General features: G+C 42.1%; 16 protein-coding genes and 1 tRNA gene. 5 read left to right on the forward strand and 12 right to left on the reverse strand.

The annotated features are described in order from the left end of the window. The first annotated feature begins 37 nt into the window (after window positions 1–37). Complete coding sequence (locus QQJ93_RS10130; protein ID WP_089122336.1) at window positions 38–202, forward strand: YlcI/YnfO family protein; 165 nt, start codon at window positions 38–40, stop codon at window positions 200–202. 211 nt (window positions 203–413) lie between these two features. Here QQJ93_RS10130 and QQJ93_RS10135 read toward each other — a convergent pair whose 3' ends face one another. From QQJ93_RS10135 to QQJ93_RS10180, 10 genes are all read right to left on the reverse strand, one after another. Then, the gene (locus tag QQJ93_RS10135) at window positions 414–863 is read right to left on the reverse strand and encodes a hypothetical protein (protein ID WP_089122335.1); all 450 of its coding nucleotides are present in this window, start codon (window positions 861–863) and stop codon (window positions 414–416) included. 99 nt (window positions 864–962) lie between these two features. Continuing rightward, window positions 963–1,127 carry a hypothetical protein gene (locus QQJ93_RS10140; protein WP_160117464.1) on the reverse strand — a complete coding sequence of 55 codons (165 nt, stop codon included), beginning with the start codon at window positions 1,125–1,127 and terminating at the stop codon, window positions 963–965. A 2-nt stretch (window positions 1,128–1,129) separates the two neighbouring features. After that, a complete protein-coding gene (locus tag QQJ93_RS10145; protein ID WP_089122334.1) occupies window positions 1,130–1,555 on the reverse strand; it encodes a hypothetical protein in 426 nt (141 codons plus the stop codon). Window positions 1,556–1,565: 10 nt separating this feature from the next. Further along, window positions 1,566–2,168: a hypothetical protein gene (locus QQJ93_RS10150; protein WP_089122333.1), complete on the reverse strand. Its 603-nt coding sequence runs from the start codon at window positions 2,166–2,168 to the stop codon at window positions 1,566–1,568. After that, window positions 2,165–2,548 carry a hypothetical protein gene (locus tag QQJ93_RS10155; protein ID WP_089122332.1) on the reverse strand — a complete coding sequence of 128 codons (384 nt, stop codon included), beginning with the start codon at window positions 2,546–2,548 and terminating at the stop codon, window positions 2,165–2,167. The genes QQJ93_RS10150 and QQJ93_RS10155 overlap by 4 nt, the downstream gene beginning before the upstream one ends. Then, the gene (locus QQJ93_RS10160; RefSeq protein ID WP_089122331.1) at window positions 2,548–2,820 is read right to left on the reverse strand and encodes a hypothetical protein; all 273 of its coding nucleotides are present in this window, start codon (window positions 2,818–2,820) and stop codon (window positions 2,548–2,550) included. Before QQJ93_RS10160 ends, QQJ93_RS10155 begins: the two co-directional genes overlap by 1 nt. 689 nt (window positions 2,821–3,509) lie before the next feature. Beyond that, window positions 3,510–5,768, reverse strand: coding sequence for a primase-helicase family protein (locus tag QQJ93_RS10165; RefSeq protein ID WP_089122330.1), 2,259 nt, complete (start codon window positions 5,766–5,768; stop codon window positions 3,510–3,512). Next, entirely contained in the window at window positions 5,761–6,006 is a 246-nt protein-coding gene (locus QQJ93_RS10170) for a hypothetical protein (protein ID WP_089122329.1), read from the reverse strand. Before QQJ93_RS10170 ends, QQJ93_RS10165 begins: the two co-directional genes overlap by 8 nt. Window positions 6,007–6,185: 179 nt before the next feature. Then, a complete protein-coding gene (locus tag QQJ93_RS10175) occupies window positions 6,186–7,184 on the reverse strand; it encodes a tyrosine-type recombinase/integrase (protein WP_089122328.1) in 999 nt (332 codons plus the stop codon). A 103-nt stretch (window positions 7,185–7,287) separates the two neighbouring features. Then, window positions 7,288–7,372 (reverse strand) — tRNA-Leu (locus tag QQJ93_RS10180). Between the two features lie 200 nt (window positions 7,373–7,572). Here QQJ93_RS10180 and QQJ93_RS10185 point away from each other — a divergent pair. Then, window positions 7,573–8,046 carry an RDD family protein gene (locus QQJ93_RS10185; RefSeq protein WP_089122327.1) on the forward strand — a complete coding sequence of 158 codons (474 nt, stop codon included), beginning with the start codon at window positions 7,573–7,575 and terminating at the stop codon, window positions 8,044–8,046. 254 nt (window positions 8,047–8,300) lie between these two features. Here QQJ93_RS10185 and lptG read toward each other — a convergent pair whose 3' ends face one another. Both lptG and lptF read right to left on the reverse strand, forming a co-directional pair. After that, complete coding sequence (gene lptG, locus QQJ93_RS10190; protein WP_089122326.1) at window positions 8,301–9,374, reverse strand: LPS export ABC transporter permease LptG; 1,074 nt, start codon at window positions 9,372–9,374, stop codon at window positions 8,301–8,303. Then, entirely contained in the window at window positions 9,367–10,473 is a 1,107-nt protein-coding gene (gene lptF / locus QQJ93_RS10195; RefSeq protein ID WP_089122325.1) for an LPS export ABC transporter permease LptF, read from the reverse strand. Before lptF ends, lptG begins: the two co-directional genes overlap by 8 nt. Window positions 10,474–10,720: 247 nt before the next feature. Here lptF and pepA point away from each other — a divergent pair, with 247 nt between their 5' ends. The 3 genes from pepA (at window position 10,721) to QQJ93_RS10210 (ending at window position 15,765) form a co-directional block, all read left to right on the forward strand. After that, the gene (gene pepA, locus QQJ93_RS10200) at window positions 10,721–12,235 is read left to right on the forward strand and encodes a leucyl aminopeptidase (RefSeq protein ID WP_089122324.1); all 1,515 of its coding nucleotides are present in this window, start codon (window positions 10,721–10,723) and stop codon (window positions 12,233–12,235) included. Window positions 12,236–12,318: 83 nt separating this feature from the next. Continuing rightward, window positions 12,319–12,795 (forward strand): DNA polymerase III subunit chi, encoded by a 477-nt coding sequence (locus tag QQJ93_RS10205; protein WP_089122323.1) that lies wholly within the window; start codon window positions 12,319–12,321, stop codon window positions 12,793–12,795. A 111-nt stretch (window positions 12,796–12,906) separates the two neighbouring features. Continuing rightward, window positions 12,907–15,765 (forward strand): valine--tRNA ligase, encoded by a 2,859-nt coding sequence (locus QQJ93_RS10210; RefSeq protein WP_089122322.1) that lies wholly within the window; start codon window positions 12,907–12,909, stop codon window positions 15,763–15,765. The last annotated feature ends 40 nt before the right edge of the window (window positions 15,766–15,805 follow it).

Raw genomic sequence — 15,805 nt, forward strand, 5'->3', positions numbered from 1 at the left:
GTACACTGTAGATATAGTTTTATATAGGTGTGCGCACATGTCAACAGGTAATGTAAATAAAAATAGTCAATCAGTGAAAAAGAACATCCGTTTCGAGCATGAATTAGTAGAAGCCATTGAAAAAAATAAAAATGAACTCGTGCCTTTTTCGGCGTGGGTTAAACAGGCGTGTCGAGAAAAATTAGAAAGGGATTGCTCTTAATATTGAAGCAAAAAAAACGCCCCATTTACGGGGCGCTCAATTTTTTAGTAATCGCCTGGCTTCGGTGTTCATTGCCCGATAATCATCAATGAGTATTTTATGCGGGCAATCATTAGGTAAACCGGTGAGAAAAATAGACGGTATGTCGTGCTCCGATAACCATCGTCGTGGGTGAACCAAGTAACTATCATCGGCTACTGCTCGCGCCAATTCATCGATCAATTGGTAGTCCATGACCTCTAGCCTCCGATAAATCCAATTTACCGCCGTTTGTGAATGAATATCTATATTTTAAGTCGGTGACCCATACAGATTTAGGATCGTTTGAAAACGGATAATCCCCCGCGTTTGGATATAAAAACCCCCAAACCTTTGAATAATAACGCAAACGGTCGTTATTCCAGTGAATCCCATCTATGCCGTAAATAAAACGTTCTAGCTGGTTGTTGTTACGTGTCCAAAGTCTGTTAGCCGCGTTCACTAAAGATTTACGGTTTTTCGGTGGCTTGAGTGAGATAATTTCGTAAAGTTCTACATTTGAACGCCAGACTATCCCTGTCTCTAAACCAAACGATTTAACGCCGTATAACCACCAAGCCACCGCATATCGTCGCTGATAATGTGATAATTTTTGCCACTCTTTTAACTGATCATCAGTCATGCAATATCACCTCAAAAAAGGTGGGGCGCACCGCTACTTAATGACCAAAAAAATTAACGGCACGCCCCAAAATAAAACCAATACTTTTTATTCAGTTGGTTACTCGGTATCTTTTTTTTTCTTCGGCGTTTCATGCTCAATCGCTCGCTGCTTGTTGCGCTGCATATAAAACTGGCCGTTGTTCCCTGAATTCCGACCACGCAACATTTTATTTAGCCCGGTTGAACTAGCCCCGCTTCCGCTTGAATTGGTGAACTTACCCATAGTTATTCGCCCCCTTTATCATCAGTGAACAACTTCCAACCATCCGCTAGACGCTGCTTGAATGAATCGTAAGCATGTAATTTAGCCGGTTGTGAATCGTTGGATTGTTTAGGCGGTTCACCTTTCCAAGCGTCAGCCATGGTGCGCTTGTGTTTTTCATAAGAAGATAACTGACTCATAGGCTCGGGCGTTGCATCGTTAACCTTGGCGGAGAACGAACGCATACGGCGCACGCCATCATAAACGCGCTTTGCTGATTGATCATTGGGTGCGCTTACACCTGCCACTTTCGCGCCATCGGTCAGTTTATTAATGGCATCATCCACGCTCATTAAGTTGTCTGCATCATCAAACGCTGTTATCAAGCCGTTTTGCAAATCCGTGGCTAAGTCGCCTGTAAAATCAAATCGGTTAACGTGTAGTTTCATAATTCACCCCTTACATATTTACAAGATGCGGGTTAGTAGCTCGTTTAATGTCATGCTCAGTCGGTGCTGGGCCTTTACGCTCAAAATTAACCGGCATGATGAAAGATTTTCTCTCAACATCACGGCGTTTATTAAACAGTTCGGTGCATTGCTCGATATATTCACCAGAAATTTCTAAAGCCTGACACAGCATTTTTAAATGGTGATATTTCATCGCATCGACCGAAACAAAAACAGGCTGCTTTCGCTCAAAAACATCAACACTGCAAAGTGCGATCAACTGTGCACCGTCCTTTTCTCGGACAAGAGATTCAAACGTGGTGAACTGTGTTATATCAGCCAATTTTTGAGAAGCTCGGGCAACGGTCACCGGATTAAGTCCATGGGCATCATCAAAGCCCCAAGCCTTTACAGCGTCGCGTAATTTGTCTGTAATTTCATTTATAGCGCCATCAATTTGAGCTAAGAATGGCTGCACGTCAGTTTTCGTTTTCGCGTAATCAGTTTCTAACTTGGATTGCTCGGCTTTTAATTGAGCTAGGCGAGACAGAATAATTTTTCTGTCTTGCTCGTTTTGTTCCAAAATTTCATCAAGTTCGGTTAAATCGATCATTTTGAGTCTCGCTTATCTTTAACTGTTGCTGCTGCTTCAAAGTATTTGCGCATCACAGTTAACGCATTAATGTGAGTGTCGTTATCCTCGTGTAGTGCTTGGCGCACGCAATCATTAATAAATTGGGCGCGTTCAATGCCACCACGCGACGCCATGCGCTTTATTTGATTCGCCTTTACCCGCACGCAAGGCGCATTATGCCCGCTCATGTTGTTACGCATCTGGTGCACCAACTCGCAAAGGCTTTCCCACGCTTCATTGCGAACGGCACGTAATGGGTGCATATTTTGTTGAATGAGCGAACCAAGGTAGATCATCGCCTCTTGGTTATCACCGGCGAGTAATGCGGCCATTGTTGTGTTCACGTTTGGGTTTCGCATCAAATCGCCCCCTCAAGTGGCAATGCGATCAGGTCGCCTTTTTCAATTAAATGTTTACAGAATGCTGAGTTAACCGCCGACGGCGTGGCGTTTGTTGGTTCAGCGTGGCCGGGGATAACCTGCAAAGCGTATTGCTCGCCAGTTTCTTGATCACGAACGTTCAGCGTTATTAAACGTGCGGCCATGTTTTTCAACCGGCAAACACATTGATCGATAGGTAGTTGCTCGGTTTTTGGCCCGTAGGTTTTCGGTGCTTTGAAAATAGTATCCATTGATATTTCACCTTTTATGTCTAATGTTGCGATATTTACAAGTAGACAATAGTCCCTATCACCTTTGACGGCAAGGTTAAATATAACTTATTTTTCAATAACTTAACTGACGATAACGTCAACCGATAGAGGGAAATGATCCGGTATATTTATAATGTAACTTTCGAGCGCGGCGGAAAATTATAGCCACGGTTTTAGCAGTCTGTGGCGGTGATTTATGGGGCGTGAAGTGTAGTGCGCGTGTTCTGCGTTACCGTGAAAACCAAACTTTTACATTTACGGGGCGCAATCGGGTGATCAGCTAAAAATAGATGTTTAGACATTAGTTGGGATTAGCCAGTGTTTTTATGTGACTAGACAGGATAGACAAGTAAAGCAGGGCAAAACCCTATTCTATTTATATTTGTTTTTTTTTGTACAAATTCTTTTCTCACTACTTTTAACGTTTATCTTGTCTATCCTGTCTGTTAGGTGGATAAGGCCAATAAATACAATAACATAACCTAGACAAGTAAATTATTTTTCCTGTCCTTTACTTGTCCTCTTCCTGTCCACCGACACAAAAACCCCTGGCTAACTAGACAGGAACTAGACAGGATAGGACAAGTAAATAATTTTTCCTGTCTAATTGGATTACATAAAAATAATTATACAGGCGTAAAAAAACCCGCCGTAGCGGGTCACTTTTATTAAATGAAGTCGTTTATTGTTTTGCCAATGGGGAAACAATACAAGGTATGCTTAATACCGTTAACTGTGGGGCGAGATTCAACTCGTTTAAATCCTAAATCATCCAGTGCTTTGGAAAGAGATTTACCACCACTTAGGCGATATTGATAACCAGAATCGATATCACGACGTAAAAGCTCGGTTGTGGAAAGATGCCCGTTAATAACAAGTAACTGACCTAAAGAGCCTAATCTCTCCGTTATTGCCAGTGTGTTCTCAGGTAATGCAGATTGCATCATGCGCATCTTAGCTGGTGTCATAGGCGCCTCGCTAAATGAAAGGAATTTATCACTTATCACATGATCTTTTAAAAACCAATGAACGCCGCCATTGTCTTCGTGTTTTAGATAGTGGTAAACCTCTTCGTGGTGAATCTTCGATTGAGCTTTACACACCGGTTTATTGAGCCATTGCGACTCTATCACCCACCAACGACGATCATTTTTTTCTAACGGAATACAATCACGGTGGTTAGTACAAACAAAATAATTGGTGTAGTTATCAACAGTTACGCCATTCATATATTTTACGGTCAATCTAAAATCTTCGTTAGTGATAACCGGTTTTAATCTGTTGCCGATGGTGTAACGATCTTTGCCAGATACGTATAACTCTTCAATCACACCTACTGCCCCCTCGTTTGCCCAACCGTTGAAGCGTTCTTGTATCGCATCATTCGTGATCTGAGCAACGTTAGCCTTACCTATGGCATTTTTTATGAAATTAGCAATTGTAGTTTTACCATCACCAAAATCACCTACTACAACGGGGGCGAAACGGTTTAAAACACCTATTTTCTGAACTTGCCATGCCATCCAGTCGAGAATTAACATTTCTGTCTCTTCATCACCGAACACCCATTTAAGATGCTTTTTAATTAGTTCTCCGGCACGTTTAGTATCAACGCGCTCCGGTGAATAATGTACATAGGTGTTCAATGCTATAAGCCCTGTCTGCTTATCTCTATAAACGTCCCGACTTTCTAGCGGATTATAAAAAATACAGTCAACTGTAGGTATCTTACCTTTCACGTATTTACTGGCATTACCTTCACCATTAGGGACTACATTATGAAATCTATTATCGAATGATCGTTGTGTTAGAACGTTCTTCAATGCCTTATGTTGATATTGCCCCTCTGGTGTCATAACCCATTCTTCCACCCAATTTGCAGAAATCTCAAATAGGTTAAACTCACAATCCACATTAGGTAACGTAGGCGAGTTATGTTGTTGTGGTATCGCACCATCACCGAACGCCACAGCGCCAACATGCGGTTTAACGGTATTTCGTGGTTGCGTTGCTGCTTTCCGATTCGCACTATTGAACGTCGCTTCAAAGCCCTCACCACCGCATTGCGTGTATGCTGCTAATAGGCTATTGCGCACTGTTTCAAACTGGAGGAATCCTCCATAAGCCAACGACAAAAACTCAAGGCTCAATTCGTTTAATTTTGAGTTACGCCCGGTATCCTCACCCATAGTCGCCAATGCGCTGCAAGCATCAGTCAGGTGTCGTATTGCGTGAAAGTTTTCTTCCGTACATGTTTTAAGCTCACCTATCTGCGTTGTAACCGTCTTTGGTTTTAGGACCTCATCAATGATGATTTGAGGAACTAATGGCAGATAGTCAACATATGGCAATACACCATTACGTAATTCTTTGTTCGGCTTTAAATAGGCTAATTGGTTACCTGTTTTAAAGTCTACACCACGTATAAAATTACCGTTGTTGGAGTCCATAATTTGCGAACGATCAAACCCATCAGGCAAACGGAAAAAGAAATGCTTACTGTCCTTTTTCGGGTCGTTTTGTACCTCAGCACCGCGCAATTCCACCTCACTGATGCCAAGTTTTACAGCTAGTTCAGCAATGCTAATAACTTGGTCTTTGTATGCGTCCCAGTCGACCAAAACAACGTTATCTAGCGCAATAGCTACAAAGTCAGCCGTTGCCCATTTAGGATCATCTGCTGTGTACCTTTGGCCTGCGGCATAGGGGGAAGGCTTACCGATAGACTTATAGTAAGGAATAGGTCGGTAGCCGAAAAGGTTAGCCATTGAGGCTGTATCCTTAACCCAATCAGTTAACGGTTTGACCATTCTGTCACTTAGGTTATAATTGTCAGCGGTAGAGGACTTGCCAAAGTTTTTACCACTTAGAGAACCCGGCGCATCGAGTTGCTGCTCGAATGCGCCGCCTCCATTTTCATCAAGCATTATGCTCACCTCGCTGCTCTGGTAACATCCCCGCCATAAACAAACCAAACAAAGGCGCATTGATATAACCTTTACGGCCTACACGTCTATAGCAACGATTAAGAGCAGGATTGTGCTCTCGCTTCCAGATTAAATTCTTTATCTGGGCATGGGTAAATTGTGGGAATTGCTTAGGCACATCAATAGCCGGGATCCAATTGTTTAAATCCATCGCCAATTCATCAAAATTGTTATTCATTTTATTCAATCCTCAGTAGTCGCTTATATATCGGATTAGGTTGTAATAATCCGTTGTGGTCGGGTGGACTATATCTAAGAGCTAATTTTGACGATTTAGTCAAAAGATAAAAACGTGACTTAAATCACACAAAAGAAATAAATCCTCAGTTGACCATACCGTCAAATAGTGATAATAAATCATCCAAACACCCTATCTATCAAGGTTGATTTATGGCCGACACAAAGATGGGAATAACGTTTTGTCATTTCTAATGAACGATGTCCTAAAACTTCGGCAATCTCTAATAACGTAGCCCCATTTCTAGCCAGTGTTGACGCTGCAGTGTGCCGTAAATCGTGAAAACGACAATTATTGATACCCGCCCTACTTTTTGCATCAGACCAATGACAATCGAAGTTTCTGAAATAATCACCAAGGTTCGAATTATGAGGGAATACGTAACCAGTAGATTTGAACCGGCGAAGCTCATCAACTACGGACATAGTTAACGGTAGCAATCTCTTATCACCGTTTTTCGTATTATGTAACGTAGCGAGTCGGTTATTTAAATCGATGTCGTGCCAAGTTAGTGTCAATAACTCAGTTCGTCGAGCTCCAGTAGTGAGCGCCATCAATACGAGTAAATATAATTTATTCCACTCAGACGAACGGCACGCTATAAGTAGGCGCTTTTGTTCATCGTCAGATAGAAATCGAGTAGAACCTTTAGATTCTTTTCGCTGTTGAATTTCACGGGCGGGATTATGGCGAATATCGAACTCATTACTAATGAATGTAAAGAGTGAGCTAATAGATGCTTTATAACGATTTACTGTTGCCGGGCTTAATCCTTGGTCAGTAAGTTTATCTAGTTCAGCTTTCAATACTGAACGTGTGATTTTACCAACTGGCTTATCTTCAAATACATTAATAAAGTATCCCAACCGTTGATTAATAGACGGATCTCTTCCGTCGTACTGTTCAAGGTATTGAGTTACAGCATTTTGAAATGTAAGTGTGTTTAATGTGTAGTTTGTTAGCGAAGAAGCTAGAGAGTCATCAAGCGTAATTTGAGCTAGGAATTTTTCAGCATCTTTTTTACGTTTGAAACATTTAGAAACGCGACGACCGTCACGCATAAATTGAACGCGATAGGTTTTACCCCGAACACCGCTTAGAGTTTGGATAGTAGCCATTGTAGTTACCTCAGTGCACAGATTTACACAGAATAAAGTAACGACTACGATTTGAGGATTTGTTGCTAAACTTCTAACCCTTTGACCACAAAAGGAAAAGAAGTGGTAGCGGTGGGCGGACTTGAACCGCCACGCCCGAAGGCAACGGATTTTGAATCCGTCGTGTATACCAATTTCACCACACCGCCAAATTGTCACTCAACTAGCCTATAACGCTAAGGAGTGATTGGAATTATACGTATGGAATACACTGGCGCAAGTGTTAAATTTTCAAAATGGTTTAATCGCTGATATTTTCACCATTAATGCTAATTAGATACAAGTTTCAACTTTAAATGTCTTATACAAATAGCTATTCTGCTGACACCTTTTATAAATTAGATCGCTTATGAATTCTCAAGTACATACCAAGCCTGCTGGTTTTTTACGTCGTTTGGCGGCGATATTTTATGATGCTCTGATTATTATTGCGGTGGAAATGATCGCTGTCGGCATTGTAATAGCCACCATGGAAGCCCTTCTATCTCAAGGCATCATCAATTACGGATCATATATTGATGCCAGTGACTTACTCAATCACCACCCTGTTTGGAGCATTCTATTTCATGGTTATGTAGTATTTGTATGGGTTGGTTTTTTAAGCTTCTTCTGGATGAAAGGACAGACTCTCGGCATGCGAGCTTGGAAGCTAAGGCTACAAAATGAAGATGGCAGCAATATACGCTTCGGACAATCTCTAATTCGTATCTCAACATCTTTATTTGGCTTAGGCAACCTTACTGTACTATTTGATTCAGAAAAAAGAGCCTTGCAAGATATGTGGGCAAAATGCCAAGTAGTTCATTTACCCAAAGCGGTATAGTACTCTCTAACCTATTCTTTTAAAGTCCTAATTAACCTTAGGTTTGGATGAAGACCCCGAAGAGCAAGTTAAAACAAGCTTTATGCCGCGTTAAATTGAACAGATATAGAATAACTATGATCATATTCAATTTGCCTTGCCTAAAGCTTGTTTTATTCTTGCTGAAACTCGCATCTTGAAGTTACTTGGGTATATAGAGCTACATTAAAAAGGGATGCACTTGGCATCCCTTATTTATATTGGCGACTTTACTTTTAGGCTTTCCGCCTCATAAGCATCACGGCAACCGCCAAGAAAATCACACTCGGAGCTAATGCCCCTATTATCGGTGGTATACCGTATACCAAACTCATCGGGCCAAATACTTCACTGGAAATGTAGAAAGTAAAACCTGCAATAACACCCGATAAAATTCTCGCGCCCATGGTTACACTACGCAGTGGACCAAAGACAAACGATAATGCCATCAACATCATCACGGCTATCGATAACGGTTGGAAAACTTTACGCCAAAAAGCTAATTCATAACGGGATGGATCTTGTTCTGAATCCCTCAAATAAGTCACGTAGCTGTATAAACCCGTTAATGATAACTCTTCTGGTTTAACCGTTACTACCGCGAGCTTGTCCGGTGTTAATGTAGTTTGCCATTCATAATTTGGCTCTTTCACTTTACTAAGCTGAACGTCATCTTTCATCTTAGTAATTTGGACATCTTTCATCATCCAGCGGTTGCCTTCTTCGTAACGAACCGTTTGGGAAACCAGAATATCATTAAGCTTTTTCTCTTGGTCAAACTGCCAAATAGTCACGCCCTTTAATTCATTTTCACCATTAACTCGGCCGATATAAATGAAGTTATTACCATCACGCGCCCAAACACCATCTCGAACCGAAACAATATCACCACCAGCGATCGCCATGGCACGTGAATCTCGTGCTAATTTTTGTGCTTGCGGTGAGCCCCATTCACCAAGGATCATCACCATTAACATCAATGGCACTGCCGTCTTCAATACTGAAACACCGATATTTAATTTAGAAAAGCCTGACGCCTGCATAACCACAAGTTCAGAGCTAGCAGCTAGCATCCCAAGACCAATCAAAGCACCAAGTAAGGCAGCCATTGGGAAGAACATTTCGATATCGCGAGGAATACTTAATACCACAAAGTACAAAGCTTCCATTAAGTCGTAAGTCCCCCGACCAACTTTACGTAACTGCTCTACATATTTAATGATGGCAGACAAACCTACCAAAGTTGCAAGACACAAAGAGGACGTGGCAATAATGGTTCGGCCAATATACCAATCAAGAATTTTAAACACGGCTCAACTTCCTTTTTCTCAATTTATCTCTGAGTCCACGTACGAATAAGCTATCTAAACTATTGAGAATAATCCCTGCAACTAACAAGCAAGCATTAATCGACCACATTCCCAATGCTGGCGGAACACTACCATCTTCAATAGCCGATTTCATGGCACTGATTGCTAAGAAGTAAGCTAAATAAATCAATACAGCAGGACCTAATTTGGCGAAACGCCCTTGTCTAGGGTTAACCGCCGATAAAGGTACTACAACTAAAGTGAGTAATGGGATACAAACAATTAAGCTCAGTCGCCATTGAAACTCAGATTTGGCTTCTAGGTCATTGATGCCGATAAGATCTTTAGTAGGAATAGCTTCCCATTTGCGCTTTTTCTTTTGCACATCGCGTTGACCAATCAACGCTGAGTATTCTTCATAATCCGTATTACGGTAATCTAGAGAATTAGGAATCCCTTCATAACGAACACCATCTTTCAGAGTTAACATTTGGCGACCATCAGGAAACTCTTGCACGACACCAGAGTTAGCAAACATTACGCTTGGGCGAATAGAGTCTCTTGGCTGTGCTTGAGCCACAAATACATTAGTCAGTTTTTTATCTTTAATATCATCAACAAAAACCACAGCACTACCGTCTGGTGCGGGTTGAAACTGGCCTTTTTTGAGTAAATCTATACTACTGGTTGCGGTAACTTGCTCAAGAAGTTGGGTTACTTTTTCTTGGCTCCAAGGAGAAAGGTATAAAGAGTTAAAGGCGGCAATGGCTCCAGTGATCACGGCAAGGTATAAGGCGGCATGCACCAAAAACTTATTACCAATCCCGGTAGCATTCATTACCGTGATTTCACTTTCGGCATACAAGCGGCCAAAAGTTAGTAATATGCCTACATATAAACTCAAAGGCAGCATTAATAGCCCCATAGCAGGCATATTTAGACCAACAATCGACATAATCATACTGGCGGGAATATCCCCATCAGATGCATCAGCTAATACACTGATAAATTTTTGGCTCAAAAACACGAGAAAAAGCACAAAGAAGACGGCAAATTGGCTTTTGAGTGTCTCGCGGATCAAATATCTAACAATAATCACGCAGCATTACCTATACAAAACTTGTTTTTTTGACGGAATCACTATAGTTTTCCGATGAGTCTATTATTTTTAATGTTTTTTAACTATATTAATCTATAAATATCGAGTGAATTATCAAAGCCACTCGATTTACTATTTCTAACTAAATCTTGTGTTGCTTAATTCTAGAACAATTTGCTCAATGGCAACGAAGAATAAGCATTATCCAACATTTAGTTCTATTTGTCTTTAGGATGTAGGAGTACGCATGGAGTTCAGTGTAAAAAGTGGCAGCCCAGAAAAACAACGCAGCGCTTGTATAGTCGTTGGTGTGTTTGAGCCACGTCGCCTTTCTCCTGTCGCCGAGCAACTAGATAAAATCAGCGACGGCTATATTAGTTCATTACTGCGCCGAGGTGACCTAGAAGGTAAACCGGGTCAAATGCTGCTATTGCACCAAGTACCGGGCATGTTATCTGAACGTGTTCTGCTTGTTGGCTGTGGTAAAGAGCGTGAACTAGGCGAACGTCAATACAAAGATATTATCCAAAAAACTATCAGTACCCTAAACGATACTGGCTCAATGGAGGCAGTATGCTTCTTAACAGAGCTACATGTCAAAGGTCGTGATACTTATTGGAAAGTTCGCCAAGCAGTTGAATCAACAAAAGATAGCCTTTACACCTTTAATCAGTTTAAGAGCAATAAGCCTGAAACTCGCCGTCCACTACGTAAATTAGTTTTTAATGTACCTACCCGTCGCGAGCTTAACTTAGGTGAAAAAGCGATTTCTCATGGTTTAGCGGTTTCATCAGGTGTTAAAGCATCGAAAGATCTTGGTAATATGCCACCAAATGTTGCAAACCCTGCTTATCTCGCTTCTCAAGCACGTCGCCTAGCCGATGATTTCGAAACCATCACCACCAAAATTATTGGTGAAGAAGAGATGGAAAAACTCGGCATGCACTCTTACTTAGCAGTAGGTCGTGGCTCGCGCAATGAATCTATGATGTCAATCATCAACTATAAAGGTAACCCAGATCCAGAAGCCAAGCCGATTGTGCTAGTCGGTAAAGGTTTAACCTTTGATTCAGGCGGTATTTCATTAAAACCAGGCGAAGGCATGGATGAAATGAAATACGACATGTGTGGCGCAGCCTCTGTTTTCGGCACAATGAAAGCACTCGCGAAACTAAACCTACCAATTAACGTAGTTGGTGTGTTAGCGGGCTGTGAAAATATGCCAGGTAGTAATGCTTATCGTCCGGGTGATATTTTAACCACCATGTCAGGACAAACGGTTGAAGTATTAAATACGGATGCCGAAGGCCGTTTAGTGCTTTGTGATGCATTGACCTATGTTGAACGTTTTGACCCTGATTGTGTTATTGACGTCGCAACCTTAACGGGCGCTTGTGTCATTGCACTAGGTCATCACATCAGCGGCGTGGTTGCTAATCATAACCCACTGTCGCATGAGATCGTCAACGCATCAGAGCAAGCGGGTGACCGAGCATGGCGTCTACCTATGGCTGATGAGTACCAAGAACAACTGAATAGCCCGTTTGCTGATATGGCCAATATCGGTGGTCGCCCAGGTGGTACTATTACCGCAGGGTGTTTCTTATCTCGCTTTACTAAGAAATACAATTGGGCACATCTTGATATTGCAGGTACAGCTTGGAAATCGGGTGCACAAAAAGGCTCAACCGGTCGCCCTGTGCCATTATTGGTACAATTCTTAGTGAACCGCGCATCAGGCTCGCAAATCTTAGAGGAATAATATTTATCTCTTTGATGAGCTAATCGTATAAAATGGGGGCCTCTGTGGTCCCCTTTCATTTTAGTCTGACATAAAATCAACCTATGGCTATTGCAACTTTTTACATCATTGAACCAACCAGCTTGCAAGATACCGCTACTGGCCATATTGATTATGTGGTGTATTTAGCCAGTTATTTTGCTTCTCAAGGCGCAAAAGTATACGTCAACGCACAAGATAAAAGCCAAGCTGAAGCCATAGATGAAGCCTTTTGGCAAAAAGAACCTGAACAGTTTCAATCGCATAACTTATCGGGAGAAGGTCCTCAATATGGAACTCCTATTGAAATAGGTTTTAGTCAAATAAAGCCAAATCGTAACCGTCAGTTAGTCATCAATATGGCCAATGATAATACAATTTTTGCTCAGACCTTTAGACAAGTGGTAGACTTCGTCCCTTGCGAAGAAAAAGCAAAGCAACAAGCTCGAGAAAGGTATAAAATCTACCGACAAGCTGGCTTTGAAATGCAGACAATTAACATTAAAAACGTTACTCGTAGCTCGGAAAAGCAAAGCACGTAAATCGAGTAGCTAATAAATCGAGCAGCGAAGCGCCCTAGCAACGAAAAAGCGCAGCGCTCTAGACTCGCAAAACATTATTTTTCACGCTCAACGTATCGATAAAAGAAGACTATGGAAAAGACATATAACCCAACATCTATTGAACAAGCGCTATACCAGCGTTGGGAAGAGGCTGGTTACTTCAAGCCTCATGGTGATACTTCAAAGCAAGCTTACAGCATTGTCATTCCACCACCGAACGTCACCGGTAGTCTTCATATGGGACACGCCTTCCAAGATACCATCATGGATACTTTAATCCGTTGTGAGCGCATGAAAGGCAAAAACACACTTTGGCAAGTCGGTACCGACCACGCCGGTATCGCAACTCAAATGGTCGTTGAGCGTAAGATCGCAGCAGAAGAAGGCAAAACAAAACACGATTACGGTCGTGAAGCTTTTATTGATAAAATTTGGGATTGGAAAGCAGAATCAGGTGGCAACATCACTCGTCAGCTTCGTCGCCTTGGCGCATCGGTTGATTGGGATCGTGAACGCTTCACCATGGATGATGGCCTATCCGATGCGACTCGTGAAGTTTTCGTACGTCTTTATGAAGATGACCTGATCTACCGTGGTAAACGTCTGGTTAACTGGGATCCAAAACTGCACACTGCCATTTCTGATCTTGAAGTTGAAAATAAAGACAAAAAAGGCCACATGTGGCACTTCCGCTACCCATTAGCAGATGGCACAGTGACCGCTGAAGGTAAAGACTACATTGTCGTGGCAACCACTCGTCCTGAAACCGTACTTGGTGATACTGGTGTTGCGGTTAACCCTGAAGATCCTCGTTACAAAGATATCATTGGCAAAGAAATCATCTTGCCTATCGTTGATCGCCGCATTCCAATCGTGGGTGACGAACACGCTGATATGGAAAAAGGCACAGGTTGTGTGAAGATCACTCCTGCGCACGATTTCAATGACTATGAAGTAGGCAAACGCCACCAACTTCCAATGATCAACATTTTAACGCTAAATGCGGATATCCGTGATGCGGCTGAAGTGTTCACTACAACAGGTAAACCATCAGACGTATACAGCAATGATATCCCTACTCAATACCAAGGTATGGAACGCTTTGCAGCACGTAAAGCGCTAGTTGCAGAAATGGATTCTCTTGGCTTATTAGAGGAAGTGAAAGATCACGATCTGACGGTTCCTTACGGTGACCGTGGCGGCGTGGTTATCGAACCAATGCTAACCGATCAATGGTACGTTCGCACCGCACCTTTAGCGGCTCCAGCGGTTAAAGCAGTTGAAGATGGCGAAATCCAATTCGTACCTAAACAATATGAAAACATGTACTTTGCGTGGATGCGTGATGTACAAGACTGGTGTATCTCTCGCCAACTTTGGTGGGGTCACCGCATTCCAGCTTGGTATGATAACAACGGTAACGTTTATGTTGGTCGTACTGAAGAAGAAGTACGTGAGAAAAACAACCTCGATTCAGTGATTGTGCTACGCCAAGACGATGACGTATTAGATACCTGGTTCTCTTCTGCACTTTGGACTTTCGGCACGATGGGCTGGCCTGAAAAAACTAAAGATCTTTCAACTTTCCACCCAACTGATGTATTGGTATCTGGTTTTGATATCATCTTCTTCTGGGTTGCTCGTATGATCATGATGACCATGCATTTTGTGAAAGATGAAGATGGTAAGCCACAAGTACCATTTAAAACCGTTTACATGACTGGCCTTATCCGTGATGAAAACGGCGATAAGATGTCTAAATCAAAAGGTAACGTACTTGACCCAATCGATATGATTGACGGTATTGATCTTGAGTCTTTAGTTGAAAAACGTTGCGGTAACATGATGCAGCCTCAGCTTGCGAAGAAGATCGAGAAAAACACTCGTAAAACCTTTGAAAACGGTATCGAACCTTATGGTACTGATGCACTGCGTTTCACCCTAGCAGCGATGGCTTCAACTGGCCGTGACATCAACTGGGATATGAAGCGTCTTGAAGGTTACCGTAACTTCTGTAACAAACTATGGAACGCAAGCCGTTACGTATTGATGAACACAGAAGAACAAGATTGTGGTTTTACTGAAGGTGCCGAGCTTGAATATTCTCTAGCGGATAAGTGGATTGAATCTCAATTTGAAATCGCGGCGAAAGAATTTAACGCCCATATCGAAAACTTCCGTCTAGATATGGCCGCTAACACGCTATACGAGTTCATCTGGAACCAATTCTGTGACTGGTACTTAGAGCTGACTAAGCCGGTTTTATGGAAAGGTACAGAAGCAAAACAACGTGCTACTCGTCGTACCCTAATTACTGTATTAGAGAAAACATTGCGTCTTGCTCACCCTGTGATCCCATACATCACAGAGTCTATCTGGCAGAGCGTGAAACCTCTTGTTCCAGGCGTTGAAGGCGACACCATCATGACTCAGGCAATGCCTCAGTTTGATGAAAACAACTTCGACCAAAAAGCACTAGATGATATTGAGTGGGTAAAACAATTCATCACTTGTATTCGTAACCTACGTGCAGAATACGATATCGCACCAAGCGTACCGCTTTCTATCATGCTAAAAGCCGATGACATTGATGCTAAACGTCTTGAAGATAACCTAGCGGTATTAAGCTCGTTAGGTAAACTTGAAGATGTAAAAGTACTAACAGAGGGTGAAGAAACACCTGCATGTGCAACTTCATTAGTAGGTAAATCAACCATCATGGTGCCAATGGCTGGTCTAATTGATAAAGATGCGGAGTTGGCTCGCCTTGATAAAGAAGTGGCAAAAACTCAAGGTGAAATTAAACGTATCGAAGGTAAACTAAACAACCAAGGCTTTGTAGCTAAAGCACCAGAAGCGGTTGTTACAGCAGAGCGTGCGAAACTTGAGGGTTACCAAGAAACTTTGGTTAAACTAGAAGAGCAAAAAGCAACGATTGCTGCGCTGTAAGTTTCTAACTAGCAAATAAAGTAAGAGAGATCGTAGTGAA

It is taken from the genome of Vibrio algivorus (genome assembly GCF_030161215.1).
Lineage (GTDB): Bacteria > Pseudomonadota > Gammaproteobacteria > Enterobacterales > Vibrionaceae > Vibrio > Vibrio algivorus.

Excerpts from the sequence above, each read along its gene's own strand:
- QQJ93_RS10130 (WP_089122336.1), top strand. The coding sequence starts at position 38 with ATGTCAACAGGTAATGTAAATAAAAATAGTCAATCAGTGAAAAAGAAC.
- QQJ93_RS10135 (WP_089122335.1), bottom strand. The coding sequence starts at position 863 with ATGACTGATGATCAGTTAAAAGAGTGGCAAAAATTATCACATTATCAG.
- QQJ93_RS10140 (WP_160117464.1), bottom strand. The coding sequence starts at position 1,127 with ATGGGTAAGTTCACCAATTCAAGCGGAAGCGGGGCTAGTTCAACCGGG.
- QQJ93_RS10145 (WP_089122334.1), bottom strand. The coding sequence starts at position 1,555 with ATGAAACTACACGTTAACCGATTTGATTTTACAGGCGACTTAGCCACG.
- QQJ93_RS10150 (WP_089122333.1), bottom strand. The coding sequence starts at position 2,168 with ATGATCGATTTAACCGAACTTGATGAAATTTTGGAACAAAACGAGCAA.
- QQJ93_RS10155 (WP_089122332.1), bottom strand. The coding sequence starts at position 2,548 with ATGCGAAACCCAAACGTGAACACAACAATGGCCGCATTACTCGCCGGT.
- QQJ93_RS10160 (WP_089122331.1), bottom strand. The coding sequence starts at position 2,820 with ATGGATACTATTTTCAAAGCACCGAAAACCTACGGGCCAAAAACCGAG.
- QQJ93_RS10165 (WP_089122330.1), bottom strand. The coding sequence starts at position 5,768 with ATGCTTGATGAAAATGGAGGCGGCGCATTCGAGCAGCAACTCGATGCG.
- QQJ93_RS10170 (WP_089122329.1), bottom strand. The coding sequence starts at position 6,006 with ATGAATAACAATTTTGATGAATTGGCGATGGATTTAAACAATTGGATC.
- QQJ93_RS10175 (WP_089122328.1), bottom strand. The coding sequence starts at position 7,184 with ATGGCTACTATCCAAACTCTAAGCGGTGTTCGGGGTAAAACCTATCGC.
- QQJ93_RS10185 (WP_089122327.1), top strand. The coding sequence starts at position 7,573 with ATGAATTCTCAAGTACATACCAAGCCTGCTGGTTTTTTACGTCGTTTG.
- pepA (WP_089122324.1), top strand. The coding sequence starts at position 10,721 with ATGGAGTTCAGTGTAAAAAGTGGCAGCCCAGAAAAACAACGCAGCGCT.
- QQJ93_RS10205 (WP_089122323.1), top strand. The coding sequence starts at position 12,319 with ATGGCTATTGCAACTTTTTACATCATTGAACCAACCAGCTTGCAAGAT.
- QQJ93_RS10210 (WP_089122322.1), top strand. The coding sequence starts at position 12,907 with ATGGAAAAGACATATAACCCAACATCTATTGAACAAGCGCTATACCAG.